Genomic DNA, 15,736 nt, shown 5'->3' with positions numbered 1-15,736 from the left:
AGATAACTCTCCACAATCCGTCCATCTGCCCCCAGCACCGCCGCCGGCCCTTCGCAGACAATCTCCCCCATCTCCAGCACATAGCCATAATCAGCCACCTGCAATGCCGCCCGCGCATTCTGTTCCACCAGCAAGGTCGCCACGCCGGTACTGCGCAGCTGGCTGATGATGGCAAGAATCTCGCGCGTCACCAATGGTGCCAGGCCCAGGCTGGGCTCATCCAGCATCAACACCTGCGGTTTGGCCATCAATGCACGGCCTACCGCGAGCATCTGGCGTTCTCCGCCGGAGAGCGTGCCGGCGGCCTGCTTGCGGCGTTCCTTCAGGCGCGGGAACAGGGTGTACACGAAATCCTGCTGATCCAGGTAACCCGCTTCGCCATGGCGACGACGCTTGTAGGCCCCCAGCAGCAGGTTGTCTTCCACCGTCATGCTGGCAAACAGTTCGCGCTTTTCCGGCACCAGCGAGAGGCCGCGTGCGACGCGCTCTTCGATCTCCATCCGCCCCACATCCTCGCCCTGGAAGACGATCCTGCCGCTGGCCGTGGCGCCCGTGGGCAGCGCGCCCATCATGGCGTTGAGCAGGGTGGACTTGCCGGCGCCGTTGGGGCCGATGACGGTGACGATCTGGCCGGCCCGCAGGGACAGCGTGGCCTCGCTGAGCGCGGCGACCTTGCCGTAGCGGGCCGAGAGGCCACTGACCTCCAGCAGGACCGGGGCAACGGCAGTGCGTACTTCGGCCTGCTCCTGCAGCGGCAGGCTCATGGTGGCGGCGGTCATCATTGGGCTCCTCCGAGATAGGCTTCCAGCACGGCCGGGTGGACCTGGATCTGAGCCGGCGTGCCCTCGGCAATCTTGGTGCCGAATTCCATGACCACGATGTGGTCGGTCAATTGCATGACGAAGTCCATGTCATGCTCCACCAGCAGCACCGCCATGCCTTCGCCGCGCAGCTTGTCCAGCAGGGCTGCCAAGGCTTGCTTCTCCTTCAGGCGCAGGCCGGCGGCGGGCTCGTCCAGCAGGAGCAGCGCGGGGTCGCAGCAGAGTGCGCGAGCGATTTCGAGAATGCGCTGCTGGCCCAGCGCCAGGCTGCCGGCAGGCCGGTCCAGCATGTTGCCCAGGCCGACGCGCTCCAGCTGGTGACGGGCTTCCTGCAGGATGCGCGCCTCCTCGGATGCATTGGCGCGCACCAGGCTGGCGAGGATGCCGCGCTGGGGGGCATGTTCACCACGACGGAAGGCCCCCATGGCAGCGTTCTCCAGTACGCTCATGCCCGGCACCAGGCGCACATGCTGGAAGGTGCGGGCGATGCCGCGGCTGCAGATTTCCCGTGACGACAATCCCGCCAATGACTGGCCGCGATAGTCGAGCTTGCCGCTGGTGATCGACAACACACCGGTCACGAGGTTGAAGGTGGTCGACTTGCCGGCGCCGTTCGGCCCGATCAGGCCGACGATCTCACCAGCCTTGACCGCGAAACTGACGTCGTTGACCGCCACCAGTCCGCCGAACTGCTTACGGGCCGATTCGACCTGCAGGATGACTTCTCCCCGCTGCGGCTTGGGCAACTGCGCCAGCGGTGCGCCACCGGTTCGCAAGCTGTGCACCCGGCGCTGGCCAAAGCGCGCCTGCAGGCGCGGCCACAGGCCTTCGTTGGCGAACTGCAGGAAGATCACCAGGGCAATGCCGAAGACGATGGCCTCGAAGTTGCCGCCGCTCCCCAACAGGCCTGGCAGCCACTCCTGCAGGAAGTTGCTCAACACCGCCAGCAATCCCGCGCCCAGCAACGCGCCCCAGACATGGCCGGCACCGCCCACCACCACCATCAACAGGTAGTCGATGCCGTATTTCAGTCCGAAGGGCGTGGGATTGACCGCCTGTTGCAGATGCGCGTAGAGCCAGCCCGAGATGCCCGCCAGTACGGCGGCATAGACGAAGATGACGATCTTCAGCCGGGCGGTATCCACACCCATGGACTCGGGCATGACGTACCCATATTTGAGCGCCCGCACCGCACGACCGGCGCGCGAGTCGAGGAAGTTGACGACCGAAACCAGCGCCAGGATCACCACGCCCCAGATCAACAGATACATCGAGCCACCGTTGCCGAACTCGAAGCTGCCGATGCTGATCGCGGGGATGCCATTGATACCGTCATGCTTGCCCAGCATCTCCAGATTGCCGAACAGGTAGTACAGCGACAGCCCCCAGGCAATCGTGGACAAGGGGAGATAGTGGCCGGAGATGCGCATGGTCAGCGCGCCGATCACCAGCGCCGAGCAGGCGGTCAGGGCGATACCGGCCAACAGGCCGACCCAGGGCGAGAGGCCGAATTGCGTGGTGAGATAGGCGGTGGTGTAGGCGCCGATGCCGACGAAGGCCGCCTGCCCGAACGAGATCAGGCCGGCCACGCCGGTCAGCAAGACCAGTCCCAGGGCAACGACGGCATACAGGCCGACATAGGACAGCAGGGTCACCCAGAACGGCGGCAGGCCCAGTTGTGGCAGGGCCAGCACGATGGCGAAGAACAGCGCCGGCAAAGCGGCGCGATGAGTCATTAAGGATGGCATGGTGGAGACCTCAGGCTTCTTCGTCGATGTGGTGGCTGGTCAGTGACCGCCATAGCAGGATGGGCAGGATGACCGTGAAGACGATCAATTCCTTGAACGAGCTGGCCCAGAATGAGGAAAAGCTCTCGACCAGGCCCACCGAGACCGCACCCAGCGCCGCCAGCGGATAGCTGGCCAGTCCGCCGAAGATGGCCCCCACGAAGCCCTTCAGGGCGATGATGAAACCCGATTCGTAATTGACGATGGTGAAGGGCGCGATCAGGATGCCGCACAGCGCACCGATGCCGGCCGCCATCGCAAAGGACAGCTTGCCGGCCTGGTTGATGCCCACGCCCACCAGCCTGGCGCCGAGCCGGTTGACGGCGGTGGCACGCAAGGCCTTGCCGGTGAGCGTACGTTCGAAGAAGAGATAGATCACCGCGATCAGCGCCGCCACCGTCACCAGCACGATCACGCTCTGTCCCGACACGGGACTCTCGCCCAGGTTGAACTGCAGATCGGTGAAGGGCCGGGTATTGCTGCCTTCCGGCCCGAACATCAATAGCCCCAGCCCGACCATGGCCAGGTGTACGCCCAGCGAGACGATCAACAGCACCAGCACGCTGGAATGCGCCAGCGGCTGGTAGGCCACGCGATAGATCATCGGCCCCATCGGCACCACGATAAGCAGTGCCAGCAGGATCTGCAGCGGCATGGCCAGTGTCTGCAGGTCGACGTAACGGGTGATTGCGACCACCAGCAGCGGCACCAGTACCTGCGTGGCCAGCATCCAGGGCCAGCGGCGCCGCAGGCGCGCGCGGGATTGCGGCAGGCGCAATGCGCTGCCGGCTTCCACCGCCAGCGTCACGCCGCCCAGCGCCAGCAACAGCACGGCCGTGCCGGGAGCCTGGCCGTTCTGGATCGCCGCCAGTGTCAAGGCACCGAAGGCCACGAACTCGCCCTGCGGCAGGAAGATCACCCGCGTCACCGAAAACACCAGCACCAGCGCCAGCGACAACAGCGCATAGATGGCGCCGGTGGTGATGCCGTCCTGCACCAGCACGGTCAATATGCTTGCATCCATTTGTCTCCTCCTGTTCTGCCCGGGCCTCGCAGTTCTGGCTGCGGCTGGCCGGGCAGGTCTCCGGCTCCGTCGAGCCGTTTATATTTTTTATATCATTTACGCAGTCGGTGACCGCCGACATCCAGGCGTTCACTCGTCCGACTATGCGGCCACCGGTCGCTTGGCCACCAGGGTCAGGATGTCGTAGGACGCGACCAGTTCGTCATCCTGGTTGCTGACCTCCACATCCCAGGCGACCACGCCCTGCCCCTGGCCATTGGCGTCCTTCTTGTTGCGGTCGATCTTGCGCTTGCAGGTCAGGCGGGCACGCAGGGTGTCGCCGATGCCGACCGGCTTGACGAAGCGCAGCGTATCCAGCCCGTAGTTGGCCAGCACCGGCCCGGGTGCCGGCGAGACGAACAGCCCGGCCGCCGCCGAGAGCACGAAGTAGCCGTGGGCGATGCGCTTGCCGAAGGGCGACTGGCGTGCCGAGATGTCGTCGAAGTGCATGTAGAAATGGTCACCGGAGAGGCAGCCGAAATTCACGATGTCAGCCTCGGTGACGGTGCGTCGATGGGTGCTCAGCGAATCGCCGATCTGCAGGTCTTCGAAATAGTGACGGAAGGGGTGGATGTCCGATTCACGGACCTGGGCGCCGCGCACATGCTCGCCGACCACCGCCGCCAGCATGGTGGGCGAACCCTGCACCGCACTACGCTGCAGGTAATGCTTGACCGCCCGCGCCCCGCCCAGTTCTTCGCCGCCACCGGCACGACCGGGGCCGCCGTGCTTGAGCTGCGGCAATGGTGAACCATGGCCGGTGGATTCCGGTGCCGATTCGCGATCCAATACCAGCAGGCGGCCATGCCAGGCGGCGGCCGCAGGAATGACGCGCGCCGCCACGGCGGGCGTGCGCGTGACCAGGCTGGCCACCAGGCTGCCGCGTCCGCGGGCGGCCAGGGCCAGGGCTTCGTCCAGGTCGTCGTAGGGCAACAGGGTGCTGACGGGGCCAAAGGCCTCGACTTCATGCACCGGGCTGCCGGCGGCCGTGTCGCGTGCCAGCAGCAGGGTCGGCGCGAAGAAGGCGCCCTCGGCCACACCCTCGCCCTGCGGCTGGAATGCCGTGCCGGCACCGAGCAGGATGTCGGCGCCCTGCTTCAACAGCGCCAACCGTTGCTCGACATCGCGCTGCTGGTCGCGGGAAGCCAGCGGCCCCATGCGCACCGACTCCAGCGCCGGGTCGCCGACCACGATCTTGCGCAACCGCGCTGCCAGCCGTTCAGCCACGGCATCGACCTGCTGGCGCGGCACGATGGCGCGCCGGATGGCGGTGCATTTCTGGCCGGCCTTGGTGGTCATCTCGCGCGCCACTTCCTTGACGAAGAGCTCGAACTCTTCATCGTCCGCGCCGACATCCGGGCCAAGGATGGCGCAGTTCAGCGAATCGGCCTCGGCGTTGAAGGGAGTGGCATTGGCAACCAGATTGGGGTGGACGCGCAGGCGGGCGGCGGTGTCGGCCGAGCCGGTGAAGGTCACCACGTCCTGCGGCTGCAGGCGATCCAGCAGGTCACCGGTGCTGCCGATCACCAGCTGCAGGCTGCCGGCCGGCAGCAGCCCGGATTGCTGGATCAGCCGCACTGCCGCCTCGGCCAGATAGCTGGTGGCGGTGGCCGGCTTGACGATGCAGGGCATGCCCGCCAGGAAGCTCGGCGCGAATTTTTCCAGCATGCCCCAGACCGGGAAGTTGAAGGCATTGATATGCACCGCCACGCCGCCGCGCGGTACCAGGATGTGGCTGCCGGCGAAGCGACCCTGCTTGCCCAGCGCAAAGGCCGGCCCCTCATGCAGCAGGTTGGAGGACGGAAATTCATTGGTGCCGATGCTGGCATAGGTGAACAGCGTGCCGCTACCGCCTTCGATGTCGATCCAGCTATCGGCGCGGGTGGCGCCGGTGTGGGCGGAGATGGCGTAGAGCGTCTCCTTGTGTTCGGTCAGGTATTTCGCCAGGGCCTTGAGGCGGGCGGCGCGTTGCTGGAAGTCCAGCGCCAGCAGGCCGGGCAGCCCCTGCTGGCGGGCGTGATCCAGTGCTTCACCGAAGTCGATCGCCTCGGCGTGGGTGGATGCGACGGCGCGGCCGTTGACGGCGCTGTGCAAGATCTGGGCGGGACTCTCGCCGAGCCAGCGGCCGGCAATGAAACTCTGTAGCTGCGGTGTACGTACCGTCATGGGAACTCCTGTAGACGTGAAGATGCTGGCGCACCCGGCTGAAGGTCAGCCCGGGTGCATGGCCGGCATGGGTATCAAATGGCCTGAAGAGGCCGACCTGCAAAGCGGATCAGGGCTGGTATTGCCAGGCGCCATCGACGATCTTGACCATCACCGAGGCGCGCTGGTCCAGACCCAGGTGGTCGCTGGCCGACATGTTGTAGACGCCGTGTACGCCGGTCACTTCACGGGTGGCTTCCAGCGCGTCGCGCAGGGCGGCGCGGAACTCCGGGGTACCGGGCTTGGCACGCTTCATTGCCACGGGAATGGCCGATTGCAGCAGCACGCCGGCATCCCAGGCATAACCGCCGAAGAGGGAGACACTGTCCTTGCCGTGGGCGGCCTCATAGCGGGCGGTATAGTCCAGCGCCACCTTGCGGATGGGATTGGTAGCCGGCAGTTGCGCCGCCACCAGCACCGGGCCGGCCGGCAGCAGGGTGCCGTCCAGCATCTTGCCGCCCACCCGCAGGTAGTCGGCATTGGCCACGCCATGGGTCTGGTAGATCTGGCCCTTGAAGCCGCGCTCCTTGAGAGCACGCTGCGGGACCACGGCCGGGGTGCCGGAGGCGGCGATGAGGATCGCATCCGGCTTGGCCGCCACCAGTTTCAGGGCTTGTGCAGTGGCCGAGGTATCGGTCGGAGCGAAGCGTTCGTTGGCCACCAGTTCCAGCTTCTTCAGGCCGGCAGCCTTCTTGAATTCCTCGTACCAGCCTTCACCGTAGGCATTGGCGTAGCCGATGAAGGCCACACGCTGATAGCCACGCGCCACCATGTCGCGGGCGATGGCCAGCGACATCATGATGTCATTCTGCGGGGTCTTGAAGACCCACTTCTTCTTGGCGTCCATGGGCTCGACGATGCGGGCCGCAGCGGCCAGCGAGATCATCGGCGTCTGCGCTTCGGCGGCGACCTCGATCATCGAGATCGAGTTGGGGCTGACGGAAGAACCGACGATGACATCGACATTGTTTTCGGTGACGAAGCGGCGTGCATTCTTGACCGCCTGCGTGGTGTCGGAGGCGTCGTCGAGGACGATGTAGTTGATCTTCTGCCCGGCGATGGTGGTCGGCAGCAGCGCGATGGTGTTCTTCTCCGGAATGCCCAGCGAGGCGGCCGGACCGGTGGTGGAGACGGTGACGCCGACGTTGATGTCGGCGTGGGCAACGTGCATGCAGCCGGCCAGGACCAGTGCAAACAGCGGACGGAAAAACGGCAGTCGAGGTGGACAAATAGAGGGCAAGCGGTACGGCATGGAGTCTCCTTGATGGTGTTGTCATTGTGGTGTTGCATGCCTGCAATGACGCGACCGATCAAGGGCTCACGTCATCGTTTCTTCCTGGGGACGCCGTCCAGGCCCACGGCGCCGATACCCCCGAACAACAGATCGGACACGACCACCGCCATGCGCTCATGGGTCAGCTCGCCATCGGGCTTGAGCCACATGAACATCCAGTTGATCATGCCGAACAGAAGCATCGCCAGCGGCTTGGCCATGCGACTGCGATCCAGCTCCGGGCGCACCGCGCACATGGCATCGGCCACTGCCTTGACCACCTTGCGTTCGCCGGCCAGGATGCTTTCCTGGTCGTCCGGCGTCAGGAAGCGCACGTCCTCGGTCAGTACGCGATGCTCGTTCTGGGCGTCGCGGTATTCCTCCACGAAGCGCTGGATCAGCAGGCGCAGGCGTGGCTCGGGTGGCAGGTCCTGCTGGGCCACTTCATCGACCAGAGCGCACAGGCGGTCGATATGGCCTTCGCAGATGGTCATCAACAGTTGATGCTTGTCGGTGTAGTAGTGATACAGCGAGGCCTTGGACAGGCCACATGCCAGTGCCACTTCATTCATCGATGTGCCGGCGAAACCGTTGCGCGCGAACAAGGCTGCCGCCTGTTCGATGATGGTCTCGCGCTGGTTGTCGTATCCCGCTGCACGCTTGCGTGGCATAAGTGCGTCCTCTTCGATATTTCCGCAAAGTCATGATTGTGCCGTAAATCAAAACTCTTACGAAACATCTACGCAACATCTGCAACCAGCACAGCGTCCGACCTCTCCAGCTGCCCTGCCCGACCATCGGTGCATCCCAAACTTTCCGATACCGGTCAGGAAAAACTTCAAAAACATTATTGACCAACCGGTCGGTCGAAATTATTATTCCCTAAAAAACAGCGACAGGCAAATGCTTTTTTCCCGCCTTCAGCCAGGAAGAAAGCAGCGGACAAGCCAGCCAGTTTCGCTGCAACGACAAGGCGGCGCAGCCCGGCAAGGGCCGCTGCACAAGGAGACGCGGTGCCCAGCTATGCAATCGAAGATGTGATTCCGGTGGTCGACCCCACGGCCTATGTGCATCCCACGGCGGTATTGATCGGCGACGTCATCGTCGGTGCCGATTGCTATGTCGGCCCGGCGGCCTGCCTGCGCGGCGACTTCGGTCGCATCGTGCTGCAGCGTGGTGCCAATGTGCAGGACACCTGCGTGATCCACGGCTTTCCCGGTCACGACACGGTGGTCGGGGAAAACGGCCACATCGGCCACGGCGCGGTGCTGCACAGCTGCACCGTGCAACGCGATGCGCTGGTAGGCATGAACGCAGTGGTCATGGATGAGGCGGTGGTGGGCGAGCAGGCCATCGTGGCGGCCTGTGCCTTCGTACGGGCCGGCATGCAGGTGCCGCCGCGCACGCTGGTGGCTGGCCTGCCGGCCAAGGTGGTGCGCGAACTCTCGCCCGAGGAGATGGCCTGGAAGCAGACCGGTACCAGCACGTATCACGACCTGACCCGGCGCAGCCTGCGCAGTCTGCGCGAGGTCAGCCCGTTGAGCGAGATCGAGGAGAACCGGCCGGTGCTTGCCGCGCCCCGGGTCCAGCCCTTGATCGCCGCCAGGCGCGCGTAGCGCTGCGACAGGACAGTTTTAACGATTTTCGATTCAGCAGTTTTTTCAGCTTTTCAGCTTTTCAGCTTTTTTGCTTTTCTGTTTCACCCACCTGAAGCGGGCCAATGCGGTCAGGACCTCGTTCGCCCGTCGCTCAGCGTGCAACCCTTTCACGGAGAAGTACCATGTATGCACAGATGGTAGACACCGGCCTGACCCAGGTGCGCAAAGCCGAGGAGATGTCGCCGGAAGAACTGGCGTTCCAGGCGCGCATCGATGCGGGCGTCAAGATCGAGCCCAAGGACTGGATGCCAGAGGCGTATCGCAAGACCCTGGTACGCCAGATCTCGCAGCACGCGCACTCGGAAATCGTCGGCCAGCTGCCCGAGGGCAACTGGGTCACGCGTGCGCCCACGCTGCAACGCAAGGCCATCCTGCTGGCCAAGATCCAGGACGAGGCCGGCCATGGCCTGTACCTGTACAGCGCCGCCGAGACCTTAGGTGTATCCCGCGAAGACCTGCTGGCCGAATTGCACGCCGGTCGTGCCAAGTATTCCAGCATCTTCAACTACCCGGCCCTGAACTGGGCCGACATGGGCGCCATCGGCTGGCTGGTGGATGGCTCGGCCATCATCAACCAGATTCCGCTGTGCCGGTGTTCCTTCGGTCCCTACTCGCGTGCCATGGTGCGGGTGTGCAAGGAAGAATCCTTCCACGCCCGCCAGGGCTACGACATCATGCTGGCGCTGTGTCGTGGCACCCCCGAGCAGAAGCAGATGGCGCAGGACGCGCTGAACCGCTGGTGGTGGCCGGCACTGATGATGTTCGGCCCGTCCGATGCGACCTCGGTGCACAGCGCGCAATCGATGCAGTGGCGCATCAAGCTGTTCTCCAATGATGAACTGCGCCAGCGCATGGTCGACCAGACCATTCCGCAGATCGAATACCTGGGCCTGACCGTGCCCGACCCCGATCTGAAGTGGAACGAAGAACGCGGTCGCTACGACTTCGGCCAGATCGACTGGGACGAATTCCACAACGTCGTGCGCGGCAATGGCCCCTGCAACCGCGAGCGCCTGTCCACCCGCAGGCAGGCCTACGAGGACGGTGCCTGGTTCCGCGATGCCCTGGTAGCGCACGCCGACAAACAGGCCACCCGCAAGGCCGCCTGATCCGTCGACTGTCCGATCTTCAATCCCTTTCGCTTCAATTCACAACAATGCCAGTGGCCGCCCCCTGCGCGGCCCGCCAACAAGGAAATCGATCATGAGCAAGGAATGGCCTCTCTGGGAAGTCTTCATCCGCAGCCAGCACGGTCTGGCCCATAAACACGTCGGCAGCCTGCATGCCCCCGATGGCGAGATGGCCATCAACAATGCCCGCGATGTCTACACCCGCCGCAACGAAGGCGTGGGCATCTGGGTGGTGCGCGCCGCCGACATCGTCTCCTCCAGCCCGGGTGACAAGGCGCCGCTGTTCGAGCCGTCCAACAGCAAGGTCTATCGCCACCCGACCTTCTTTCCCATGCCGGCCGAACTGAAGAACCTCTGAACCGGAGCCCGACATGACAAGCAAAACCGATTACGTGCGACGCCTGGGCGACAACGTCCTGGTGCTCTCGCAACGCCTCTCCGAATGGTGCGGCAAGGGGCCGGCGCTGGAAGAGGACATGGCCCTGATCAACGTCTCGCTGGACCTGATCGGCCAGGCCCGCCTGTGGCTGAGCTATGCCGGCGAGCTGGAGGGACAGGGCCGCAGCGAAGACCAGCTGGCCTTCCTGCGCGACGCCCACCAGTTCCACAACCTGCTGCTGGTGGAGCTGCCTAACGGCAGCTATGCCGATACGCTGGCGCGCCAGTTCCTGTTCGATGTGTGGCACTACTTCCTGCTGCAGGGCCTGTGCCAGTCCGACGATGCCCGCATCGTCGAGATCGCCCAGAAATGCTTGAAGGAGGTGACCTATCACGTGCGCCGTAGCACGGACCTGGTGGTCCGCCTGGGCGATGGCACCGAGGAAAGCCACCGTCGCATGCAGGCCGCCATCGATGATCTGTGGATGTACACCGGTGAACTGTTCACGCCCGACGCGCTGGACACGGCGATGCAGCAACAGGGCCTGGCGCCTGCCCTGGATGAACTGCAGCAGAAGTGGCAGCAGCATGTGACCGAGGTCCTGCAACTGGCCACCCTGCGCATCCCGGCGGCCGGACTGTGGATGCAGAGCGGTGGCAAGCAGGGCCGGCATACCGAACATCTCGGCTACCTGCTGGCGGAAATGCAGTTCCTGCAGCGCAGCTATCCCGGAGCGGCGTGGTGAGCGTGAGCCCGGCAATCCAGGCCAGGCCGCTTCCCGCGCAGGCGGAGAGCGACCTGGAGGCGCTGCAAGCGCAGATCTGGCACTGGCTGGACCAGATCGCCGATCCCGAGATCCCGGCGATCTCGGTGGTCGACCTGGGCATCGTGCGTGCGGTGCAATTGCAGCACGACCCGGCGCAGCAGATGCACTGCACGGTGGTGATCACGCCCACCTACTCCGGCTGCCCGGCCATGGGCGTGATCGCGGCAGACATCGTGAGCACGCTGCAGCAGCATGGTGTAGCCCAGGTCAGTGTGCGCACCCAGCTGGCACCAGCGTGGAACACCGACTGGATGAGCGAGAAAGGCCGCCGCAACCTCAACCACTACGGCATCGCCCCGCCGGCACAACAGGTGATCGACATCGGCGGTATCAGCCCGCAGCGTCACGCCGCGCCGAAAGTGCCCTGCCCGCACTGCGGATCGACACAGACCGTGTGCGTGAGCCAGTTCGGTTCGACCTCGTGCAAGGCGCTGTACCAGTGCAAGGACTGCCGCGAGCCATTCGACTATTTCAAGGCCCACTGAACCGGACCGCAGCGTGGCACCCGGTCCCACCCAGAACATGACAGAAGGCACAACAACATGAGCAAATTCTATCCACTGACCATCGACAGCGTGAAGCAGGATACGCGCGACACCATCGTGGTCTCCTTCGCCGTTCCCGGCGAATTGCAGGACAGCTTTTCCTACCTGCCGGGCCAGCACCTGACGCTGCGCTCGCAGGTCAATGGCGAGGAGCTGCGCCGCTCCTACTCGATCTGTTCGGCCGTGCAGGAAAGGCGCCTGCGGGTGGCCATCAAGCGCGCGCCGGGCGGGCTGTTTTCCAATTGGGCCAATGACCACCTGCAGGCCGGCCAGCAGATCGAGGTCATGCCGCCCATGGGGCAGTTCAATGTGCCGCTGGATGCGGCCAACCGCAAGCACTACCTGGCCTTTGCCGCCGGCAGCGGCATCACGCCGATGATGTCCATCATCAAGACCACCCTGCTGACCGAGCCGCGCAGCCGGTTCACGCTGGTCTATGCCAACCGGGCGTCGTCCTCGGTGATCTTCAAGGACGAACTGAGCGATCTGAAGGACAGCTACCTGGACCGCCTGAACGTGGTCTACGTGATGAGCCGCGAGCAGCAGGATGTGGAACTGTTCAATGGCCGCATCGATCGCGCCAAGTGCGATGCCTTCCTGGCGTCCTGGATCAGGCTGGACGATATCGACGCCGCCTTCCTGTGTGGCCCGCAGCAGATGGTGGACGCCATCGGTGAATCGCTGCAGGCGCACGGCCTGCCAAAGTCGCAGATCAAGACCGAACTGTTCGCCGCCAGCGTGCCGGCGCGCAACCACGCAGCGCGCCCGGTGATCGGCAGCAGCCAGTGCGAGGTGACGGTGATCGTGGACGGCACCCACAATGTCTTCACCATGGACAAGGAAAAGGAGTCGGTGCTGGAAGCGGGCCTCAAGAGCGGCATCGACCTGCGCCACTCCTGCAAGGGCGGCGTATGCGCCACCTGCCGCTGCAAGGTGGTGGAGGGCAAGGTCGACATGGACGCCAACTACGCGCTGGAAGACTACGAGATCGCCCGTGGCTTCGTCCTGAGCTGCCAGTCCTTCCCGGTCACCGACAAGCTGTTGCTGGACTTCGACCAGGACAACTGATCCGGGCCCACTGATCTCTCCTCCCTCCATGCCATGAGCTATCAAACCATCCTCTTCGAGAAACAGGACGGCGTCGCCGTCATCACCCTCAATCGTCCCGACAAGCTCAACAGCTTCACGGTGGCGATGCATCTGGAACTGCGCGAGGCCATCGACAAGCTGAAAGCCGATCCCGAGGTGCGTGTGCTGCTGCTGACCGGCGCCGGACGCGGTTTCTGCGCCGGCCAGGACCTGGGCGACCGCGCCGTCAAGCCCGGTGACGAAGGCAGCGCAGGCGTCGACCTGGGCCACTCCATCGATCAGTATTACGCCCCGCTGGTGAAATCGCTGCGCGCCCTGCGCTTTCCGGTGATCTGCGCCGTCAATGGCGTCGCCGCGGGGGCCGGCGCCAACCTGCCGCTGGCCTGCGATATCGTGATCGCGGCACGCTCGGCCAGCTTCGTCGAAGTGTTCTGCAAGCTGGGACTCATCCCCGATACCGGCGGCACCTATTTCCTGCCGCGCCTGGTCGGCACCGCGCGCGCCATGGGCATGGCGCTGCTGGGCGAGAAGATCAGCGCCGAACAGGCCGAGCAATGGGGACTGATCTGGAAATGCGTGGACGATGCACAGCTGATGGAACAGGCCCGCGCCATGGCCCGCCATTTCGCCAGCGCGCCTACCCTGGGTCTGGCCGCGACCAAGGCCACCCTGTACCGTAGCCCGGCGCACACGCTGGAACAGCAACTGGACCTGGAGCGCGACACCATGCGCACCCTCGGCCATAGCCGTGATTACCGGGAGGGCGTGGCCGCCTTCCAGGAAAAGCGTGCGCCACACTTTACGGGGCAGTGAGATGGAGGCAGAACGCACACCGAAATATCTACGCGTCACGCAACGGTCGCGACTGGCGCCACAGTCGCAACCGGGAGCGCGGGCGCTACCCGTGGACACCACCGTTGCCGTGGTCGGCGGCGGCACCATGGGCGCCGGCATCGCCCAGGTCGCGGCCACCGCCGGGCACCCCGTGCTGATCTACGACAGCGGCGAAGGTGCCTGCGCCCGTGCCATCGCCAGCATCCGCCTCGGCCTGGACCGCCTGGCCAGCCGGGGAAAGATCACCAGGGAGCAGGCCGAGAAGGCCAATGACTGCCTGGCCCCGGCCACGTCTCTGCGGGAACTGGCCTGTGCCGGGCTGGTGATCGAAGCCATCGTCGAGCAGTTGCCGGCCAAGCAGGAACTGTTCGGCAAGCTGGAAGACATCGTCAGCCCGGAATGCATCCTGGCCAGCAATACCTCGTCGATCTCGATCACGCGCATCGCCGCCTCCCTGCGCCACCCGCAACGCCTGGTCGGCATGCATTTCTTCAACCCGGTGCCGCAGATGGAGCTGGTGGAAGTCATCCGCGGCCTGGCCAGCGACGCCGCCGCGGTGCAATGCGTGCACGACACCGCCCTCGCCTGGGGCAAGACGCCGGTGTTTGCCAGTTCCACGCCAGGCTTCATCGTCAATCGCCTGGCCCGTCCATATTACGCCGAAGGCCTGCGGGTCCTCAACGAGCGGGCATCCCGGCCGGCCACCATCGATGCCGTGATGCGTGAATCCGGTGGTTTTCGCATGGGGCCGTTCGAGCTGATGGACCTGATCGGCCACGATGTCAATTTCGCGGTCACCCAATCGGTGTTCCAGGCCTGCTTCAATGATCCGCGCTTCACACCGTCGCTGATCCAGCAGGAACTGGTGCATGCGGGGTATCTCGGCCGCAAGACCGGGCGCGGTTTCTATCACCACGGTCCGGAGCACGTACCACCTCCGATCGACGACGAATTGACTTGCAGCGTGCCTCCGGTGGCACTGCAGATCTTCGGCCCCCATCCGCTGGTGGAAGTCATCCGGAAGCGCTACAAGAAGGGCCGCATTGAATACCATGGGGCACGCGCCGACAACCTGCTCCTGAAGGCTGGCCCCGGACGGCTGTACGTCACCGAAGGGCGCACCGCCACCCAGCAATCCTACGACTACGACATGCCTGACGTGGTGCTGGTGGACCTGGCGCTGGACTATGCCACCACCAGCCGGCTGGCGGTGACCCGGTCCGACCAGTGCAGCCCGCGCGCCTATCAGGCCGTGGCCGGGGTATTGCAGGCCTGCAGCTTCGCACTCTCGCCGATGGACGATGTGCCGGGGATGATCGTCATGCGCACCGTCTGCATGCTGATCAACGAAGCCGCCGATGCCGTCAACCAGGGCGTGTGCAGCGCCGCCGACGCCGACATGGCCATGCAGAAGGGCTTGAACTATCCGCTTGGACCGCTGGAATGGGCCAATGCGATCGGTGTGGATAACGTGGTCAAGGTGCTGCAACGGCTCAGCGCCACCTATGGCGAGGACCGCTACCGCGTCTCGCCGCTGCTGCAACGCCTGCAAGCCGCAAAGAGGAAATTCCATGAATGAGACCGCACTTTCCACCTGCACCCCGGACACCGGGCCGGACCCGCAAACCCTGGCCGAGGCCACGGTCCAGGCCATGTACCCGCGTGACAACGCTTCCCAGGGACTGGGCATGAAGATCCTGGCCATCGCGCCGGGCCGCGCACGCATGAGCATGCTGGTGCGCAGCGACATGCTCAACGGCCATGCCACCTGCCATGGCGGCTTCATCTTTGCACTGGCCGACAGCTGCTTTGCGTTTGCCTGCAACAGCCGTAACCTCAACACCGTGGCATCGGGGTGCAGCATCGAGTACGTGGCGCCGGCCCTGCGCAACGATGTGCTGACCGCCGAAGCGCAGGAACGCTCGCTGAGCGGGCGTACCGGTGTCTACGACATCACCGTGAACAACCAAGACGGCAAGCTGATCGCGCTGTTCCGGGGCAAGTCCTATCGCATCAAGGGGGAGGTGATCACCGGCCTGCACGCCGCGCCTTGACCCCACCCGGTCGCACCTACGGCCCCACCGACAGCCGCATCTACGGCAGCACCACCGCACCACCAGAACCAG

Annotated in this window: 15 protein-coding genes; 9 read left to right on the top strand and 6 right to left on the bottom strand. The window is 64.8% G+C overall.

Annotation, left to right across the window (positions count from 1 at the left end; all coding sequences use genetic code 11):
• From HBH1_RS17380 to HBH1_RS17355, 6 genes are all read right to left on the bottom strand, one after another.
• Nucleotides 1-779, bottom strand: a 779-nt coding sequence (locus HBH1_RS17380; protein ID WP_102663749.1) for an ABC transporter ATP-binding protein, incomplete at its 3' end; no start/stop codon positions are given.
• Entirely contained in the window at nucleotides 779-2,557 is a 1,779-nt protein-coding gene (locus HBH1_RS17375) for a branched-chain amino acid ABC transporter ATP-binding protein/permease (RefSeq protein WP_369878629.1), read from the bottom strand. The genes HBH1_RS17375 and HBH1_RS17380, both read right to left, overlap by 1 nt.
• Nucleotides 2,558-2,579: 22 nt before the next feature.
• On the bottom strand, nucleotides 2,580-3,632 hold the full coding sequence (locus HBH1_RS17370; RefSeq protein WP_102663747.1) for a branched-chain amino acid ABC transporter permease: 1,053 nt from the start codon (nucleotides 3,630-3,632) through the stop codon (nucleotides 2,580-2,582).
• A gap of 141 nt (nucleotides 3,633-3,773) precedes the next feature.
• On the bottom strand, nucleotides 3,774-5,837 hold the full coding sequence (paaZ, locus tag HBH1_RS17365; RefSeq protein WP_102663746.1) for a phenylacetic acid degradation bifunctional protein PaaZ: 2,064 nt from the start codon (nucleotides 5,835-5,837) through the stop codon (nucleotides 3,774-3,776).
• Between the two features lie 109 nt (nucleotides 5,838-5,946).
• On the bottom strand, nucleotides 5,947-7,092 hold the full coding sequence (locus HBH1_RS17360) for an ABC transporter substrate-binding protein (protein ID WP_102663756.1): 1,146 nt from the start codon (nucleotides 7,090-7,092) through the stop codon (nucleotides 5,947-5,949).
• Between the two features lie 107 nt (nucleotides 7,093-7,199).
• Nucleotides 7,200-7,820: a TetR/AcrR family transcriptional regulator gene (locus HBH1_RS17355; protein WP_102663745.1), complete on the bottom strand. Its 621-nt coding sequence runs from the start codon at nucleotides 7,818-7,820 to the stop codon at nucleotides 7,200-7,202.
• A 342-nt stretch (nucleotides 7,821-8,162) separates the two neighbouring features.
• Between HBH1_RS17355 and HBH1_RS17350 the strand changes: the two genes are divergently transcribed.
• The 9 genes from HBH1_RS17350 to paaI all read left to right on the top strand — a co-directional run bounded on the left by HBH1_RS17350 (nucleotide 8,163) and on the right by paaI (nucleotide 15,664).
• Nucleotides 8,163-8,765, top strand: a complete 603-nt coding sequence (locus HBH1_RS17350) for a phenylacetic acid degradation protein PaaY (protein ID WP_102663744.1) — start codon at nucleotides 8,163-8,165, stop codon at nucleotides 8,763-8,765.
• A gap of 164 nt (nucleotides 8,766-8,929) precedes the next feature.
• Nucleotides 8,930-9,916: a 1,2-phenylacetyl-CoA epoxidase subunit PaaA gene (paaA, locus tag HBH1_RS17345; RefSeq protein WP_102663743.1), complete on the top strand. Its 987-nt coding sequence runs from the start codon at nucleotides 8,930-8,932 to the stop codon at nucleotides 9,914-9,916.
• A 94-nt stretch (nucleotides 9,917-10,010) separates the two neighbouring features.
• Nucleotides 10,011-10,295, top strand: a complete 285-nt coding sequence (gene paaB / locus HBH1_RS17340) for a 1,2-phenylacetyl-CoA epoxidase subunit PaaB (protein ID WP_006461548.1) — start codon at nucleotides 10,011-10,013, stop codon at nucleotides 10,293-10,295.
• 13 nt (nucleotides 10,296-10,308) lie between these two features.
• Entirely contained in the window at nucleotides 10,309-11,061 is a 753-nt protein-coding gene (paaC, locus tag HBH1_RS17335) for a 1,2-phenylacetyl-CoA epoxidase subunit PaaC (RefSeq protein WP_102663742.1), read from the top strand.
• The gene (gene paaD, locus HBH1_RS17330) at nucleotides 11,058-11,627 is read left to right on the top strand and encodes a 1,2-phenylacetyl-CoA epoxidase subunit PaaD (RefSeq protein ID WP_272901286.1); all 570 of its coding nucleotides are present in this window, start codon (nucleotides 11,058-11,060) and stop codon (nucleotides 11,625-11,627) included. Before paaC ends, paaD begins: the two co-directional genes overlap by 4 nt.
• Before the next feature lie 57 nt (nucleotides 11,628-11,684).
• Entirely contained in the window at nucleotides 11,685-12,755 is a 1,071-nt protein-coding gene (paaE, locus tag HBH1_RS17325) for a 1,2-phenylacetyl-CoA epoxidase subunit PaaE (protein WP_102663741.1), read from the top strand.
• 33 nt (nucleotides 12,756-12,788) lie between these two features.
• Nucleotides 12,789-13,589, top strand: coding sequence for a 2-(1,2-epoxy-1,2-dihydrophenyl)acetyl-CoA isomerase PaaG (paaG, locus tag HBH1_RS17320; protein WP_006461543.1), 801 nt, complete (start codon nucleotides 12,789-12,791; stop codon nucleotides 13,587-13,589).
• A gap of 127 nt (nucleotides 13,590-13,716) precedes the next feature.
• A complete protein-coding gene (locus tag HBH1_RS17315; protein WP_233207644.1) occupies nucleotides 13,717-15,189 on the top strand; it encodes a 3-hydroxyacyl-CoA dehydrogenase in 1,473 nt (490 codons plus the stop codon).
• Entirely contained in the window at nucleotides 15,182-15,664 is a 483-nt protein-coding gene (gene paaI, locus HBH1_RS17310; RefSeq protein ID WP_102663739.1) for a hydroxyphenylacetyl-CoA thioesterase PaaI, read from the top strand. The genes HBH1_RS17315 and paaI overlap by 8 nt, the downstream gene beginning before the upstream one ends.
• Nucleotides 15,665-15,736: the final 72 nt, after the last annotated feature.

Source organism: Herbaspirillum sp. BH-1, from assembly GCF_002870055.1.
GTDB lineage: Bacteria > Pseudomonadota > Gammaproteobacteria > Burkholderiales > Burkholderiaceae_D > Herbaspirillum > Herbaspirillum frisingense.
This window is presented reverse-complemented; position numbering and strand designations above follow the sequence as displayed.

Bases quoted from the DNA above. Each gene is read 5' to 3' on its own strand.
- paaZ (WP_102663746.1), bottom strand. From the start codon at position 5,837: ATGACGGTACGTACACCGCAGCTACAGAGTTTCATTGCCGGCCGCTGG.
- HBH1_RS17375 (WP_369878629.1), bottom strand. From the start codon at position 2,557: ATGACTCATCGCGCCGCTTTGCCGGCGCTGTTCTTCGCCATCGTGCTG.
- paaI (WP_102663739.1), top strand. From the start codon at position 15,182: ATGAATGAGACCGCACTTTCCACCTGCACCCCGGACACCGGGCCGGAC.
- paaG (WP_006461543.1), top strand. From the start codon at position 12,789: ATGAGCTATCAAACCATCCTCTTCGAGAAACAGGACGGCGTCGCCGTC.
- paaE (WP_102663741.1), top strand. From the start codon at position 11,685: ATGAGCAAATTCTATCCACTGACCATCGACAGCGTGAAGCAGGATACG.
- paaA (WP_102663743.1), top strand. From the start codon at position 8,930: ATGTATGCACAGATGGTAGACACCGGCCTGACCCAGGTGCGCAAAGCC.
- HBH1_RS17370 (WP_102663747.1), bottom strand. From the start codon at position 3,632: ATGGATGCAAGCATATTGACCGTGCTGGTGCAGGACGGCATCACCACC.
- HBH1_RS17355 (WP_102663745.1), bottom strand. From the start codon at position 7,820: ATGCCACGCAAGCGTGCAGCGGGATACGACAACCAGCGCGAGACCATC.
- paaC (WP_102663742.1), top strand. From the start codon at position 10,309: ATGACAAGCAAAACCGATTACGTGCGACGCCTGGGCGACAACGTCCTG.
- paaB (WP_006461548.1), top strand. From the start codon at position 10,011: ATGAGCAAGGAATGGCCTCTCTGGGAAGTCTTCATCCGCAGCCAGCAC.
- HBH1_RS17315 (WP_233207644.1), top strand. From the start codon at position 13,717: ATGGGCGCCGGCATCGCCCAGGTCGCGGCCACCGCCGGGCACCCCGTG.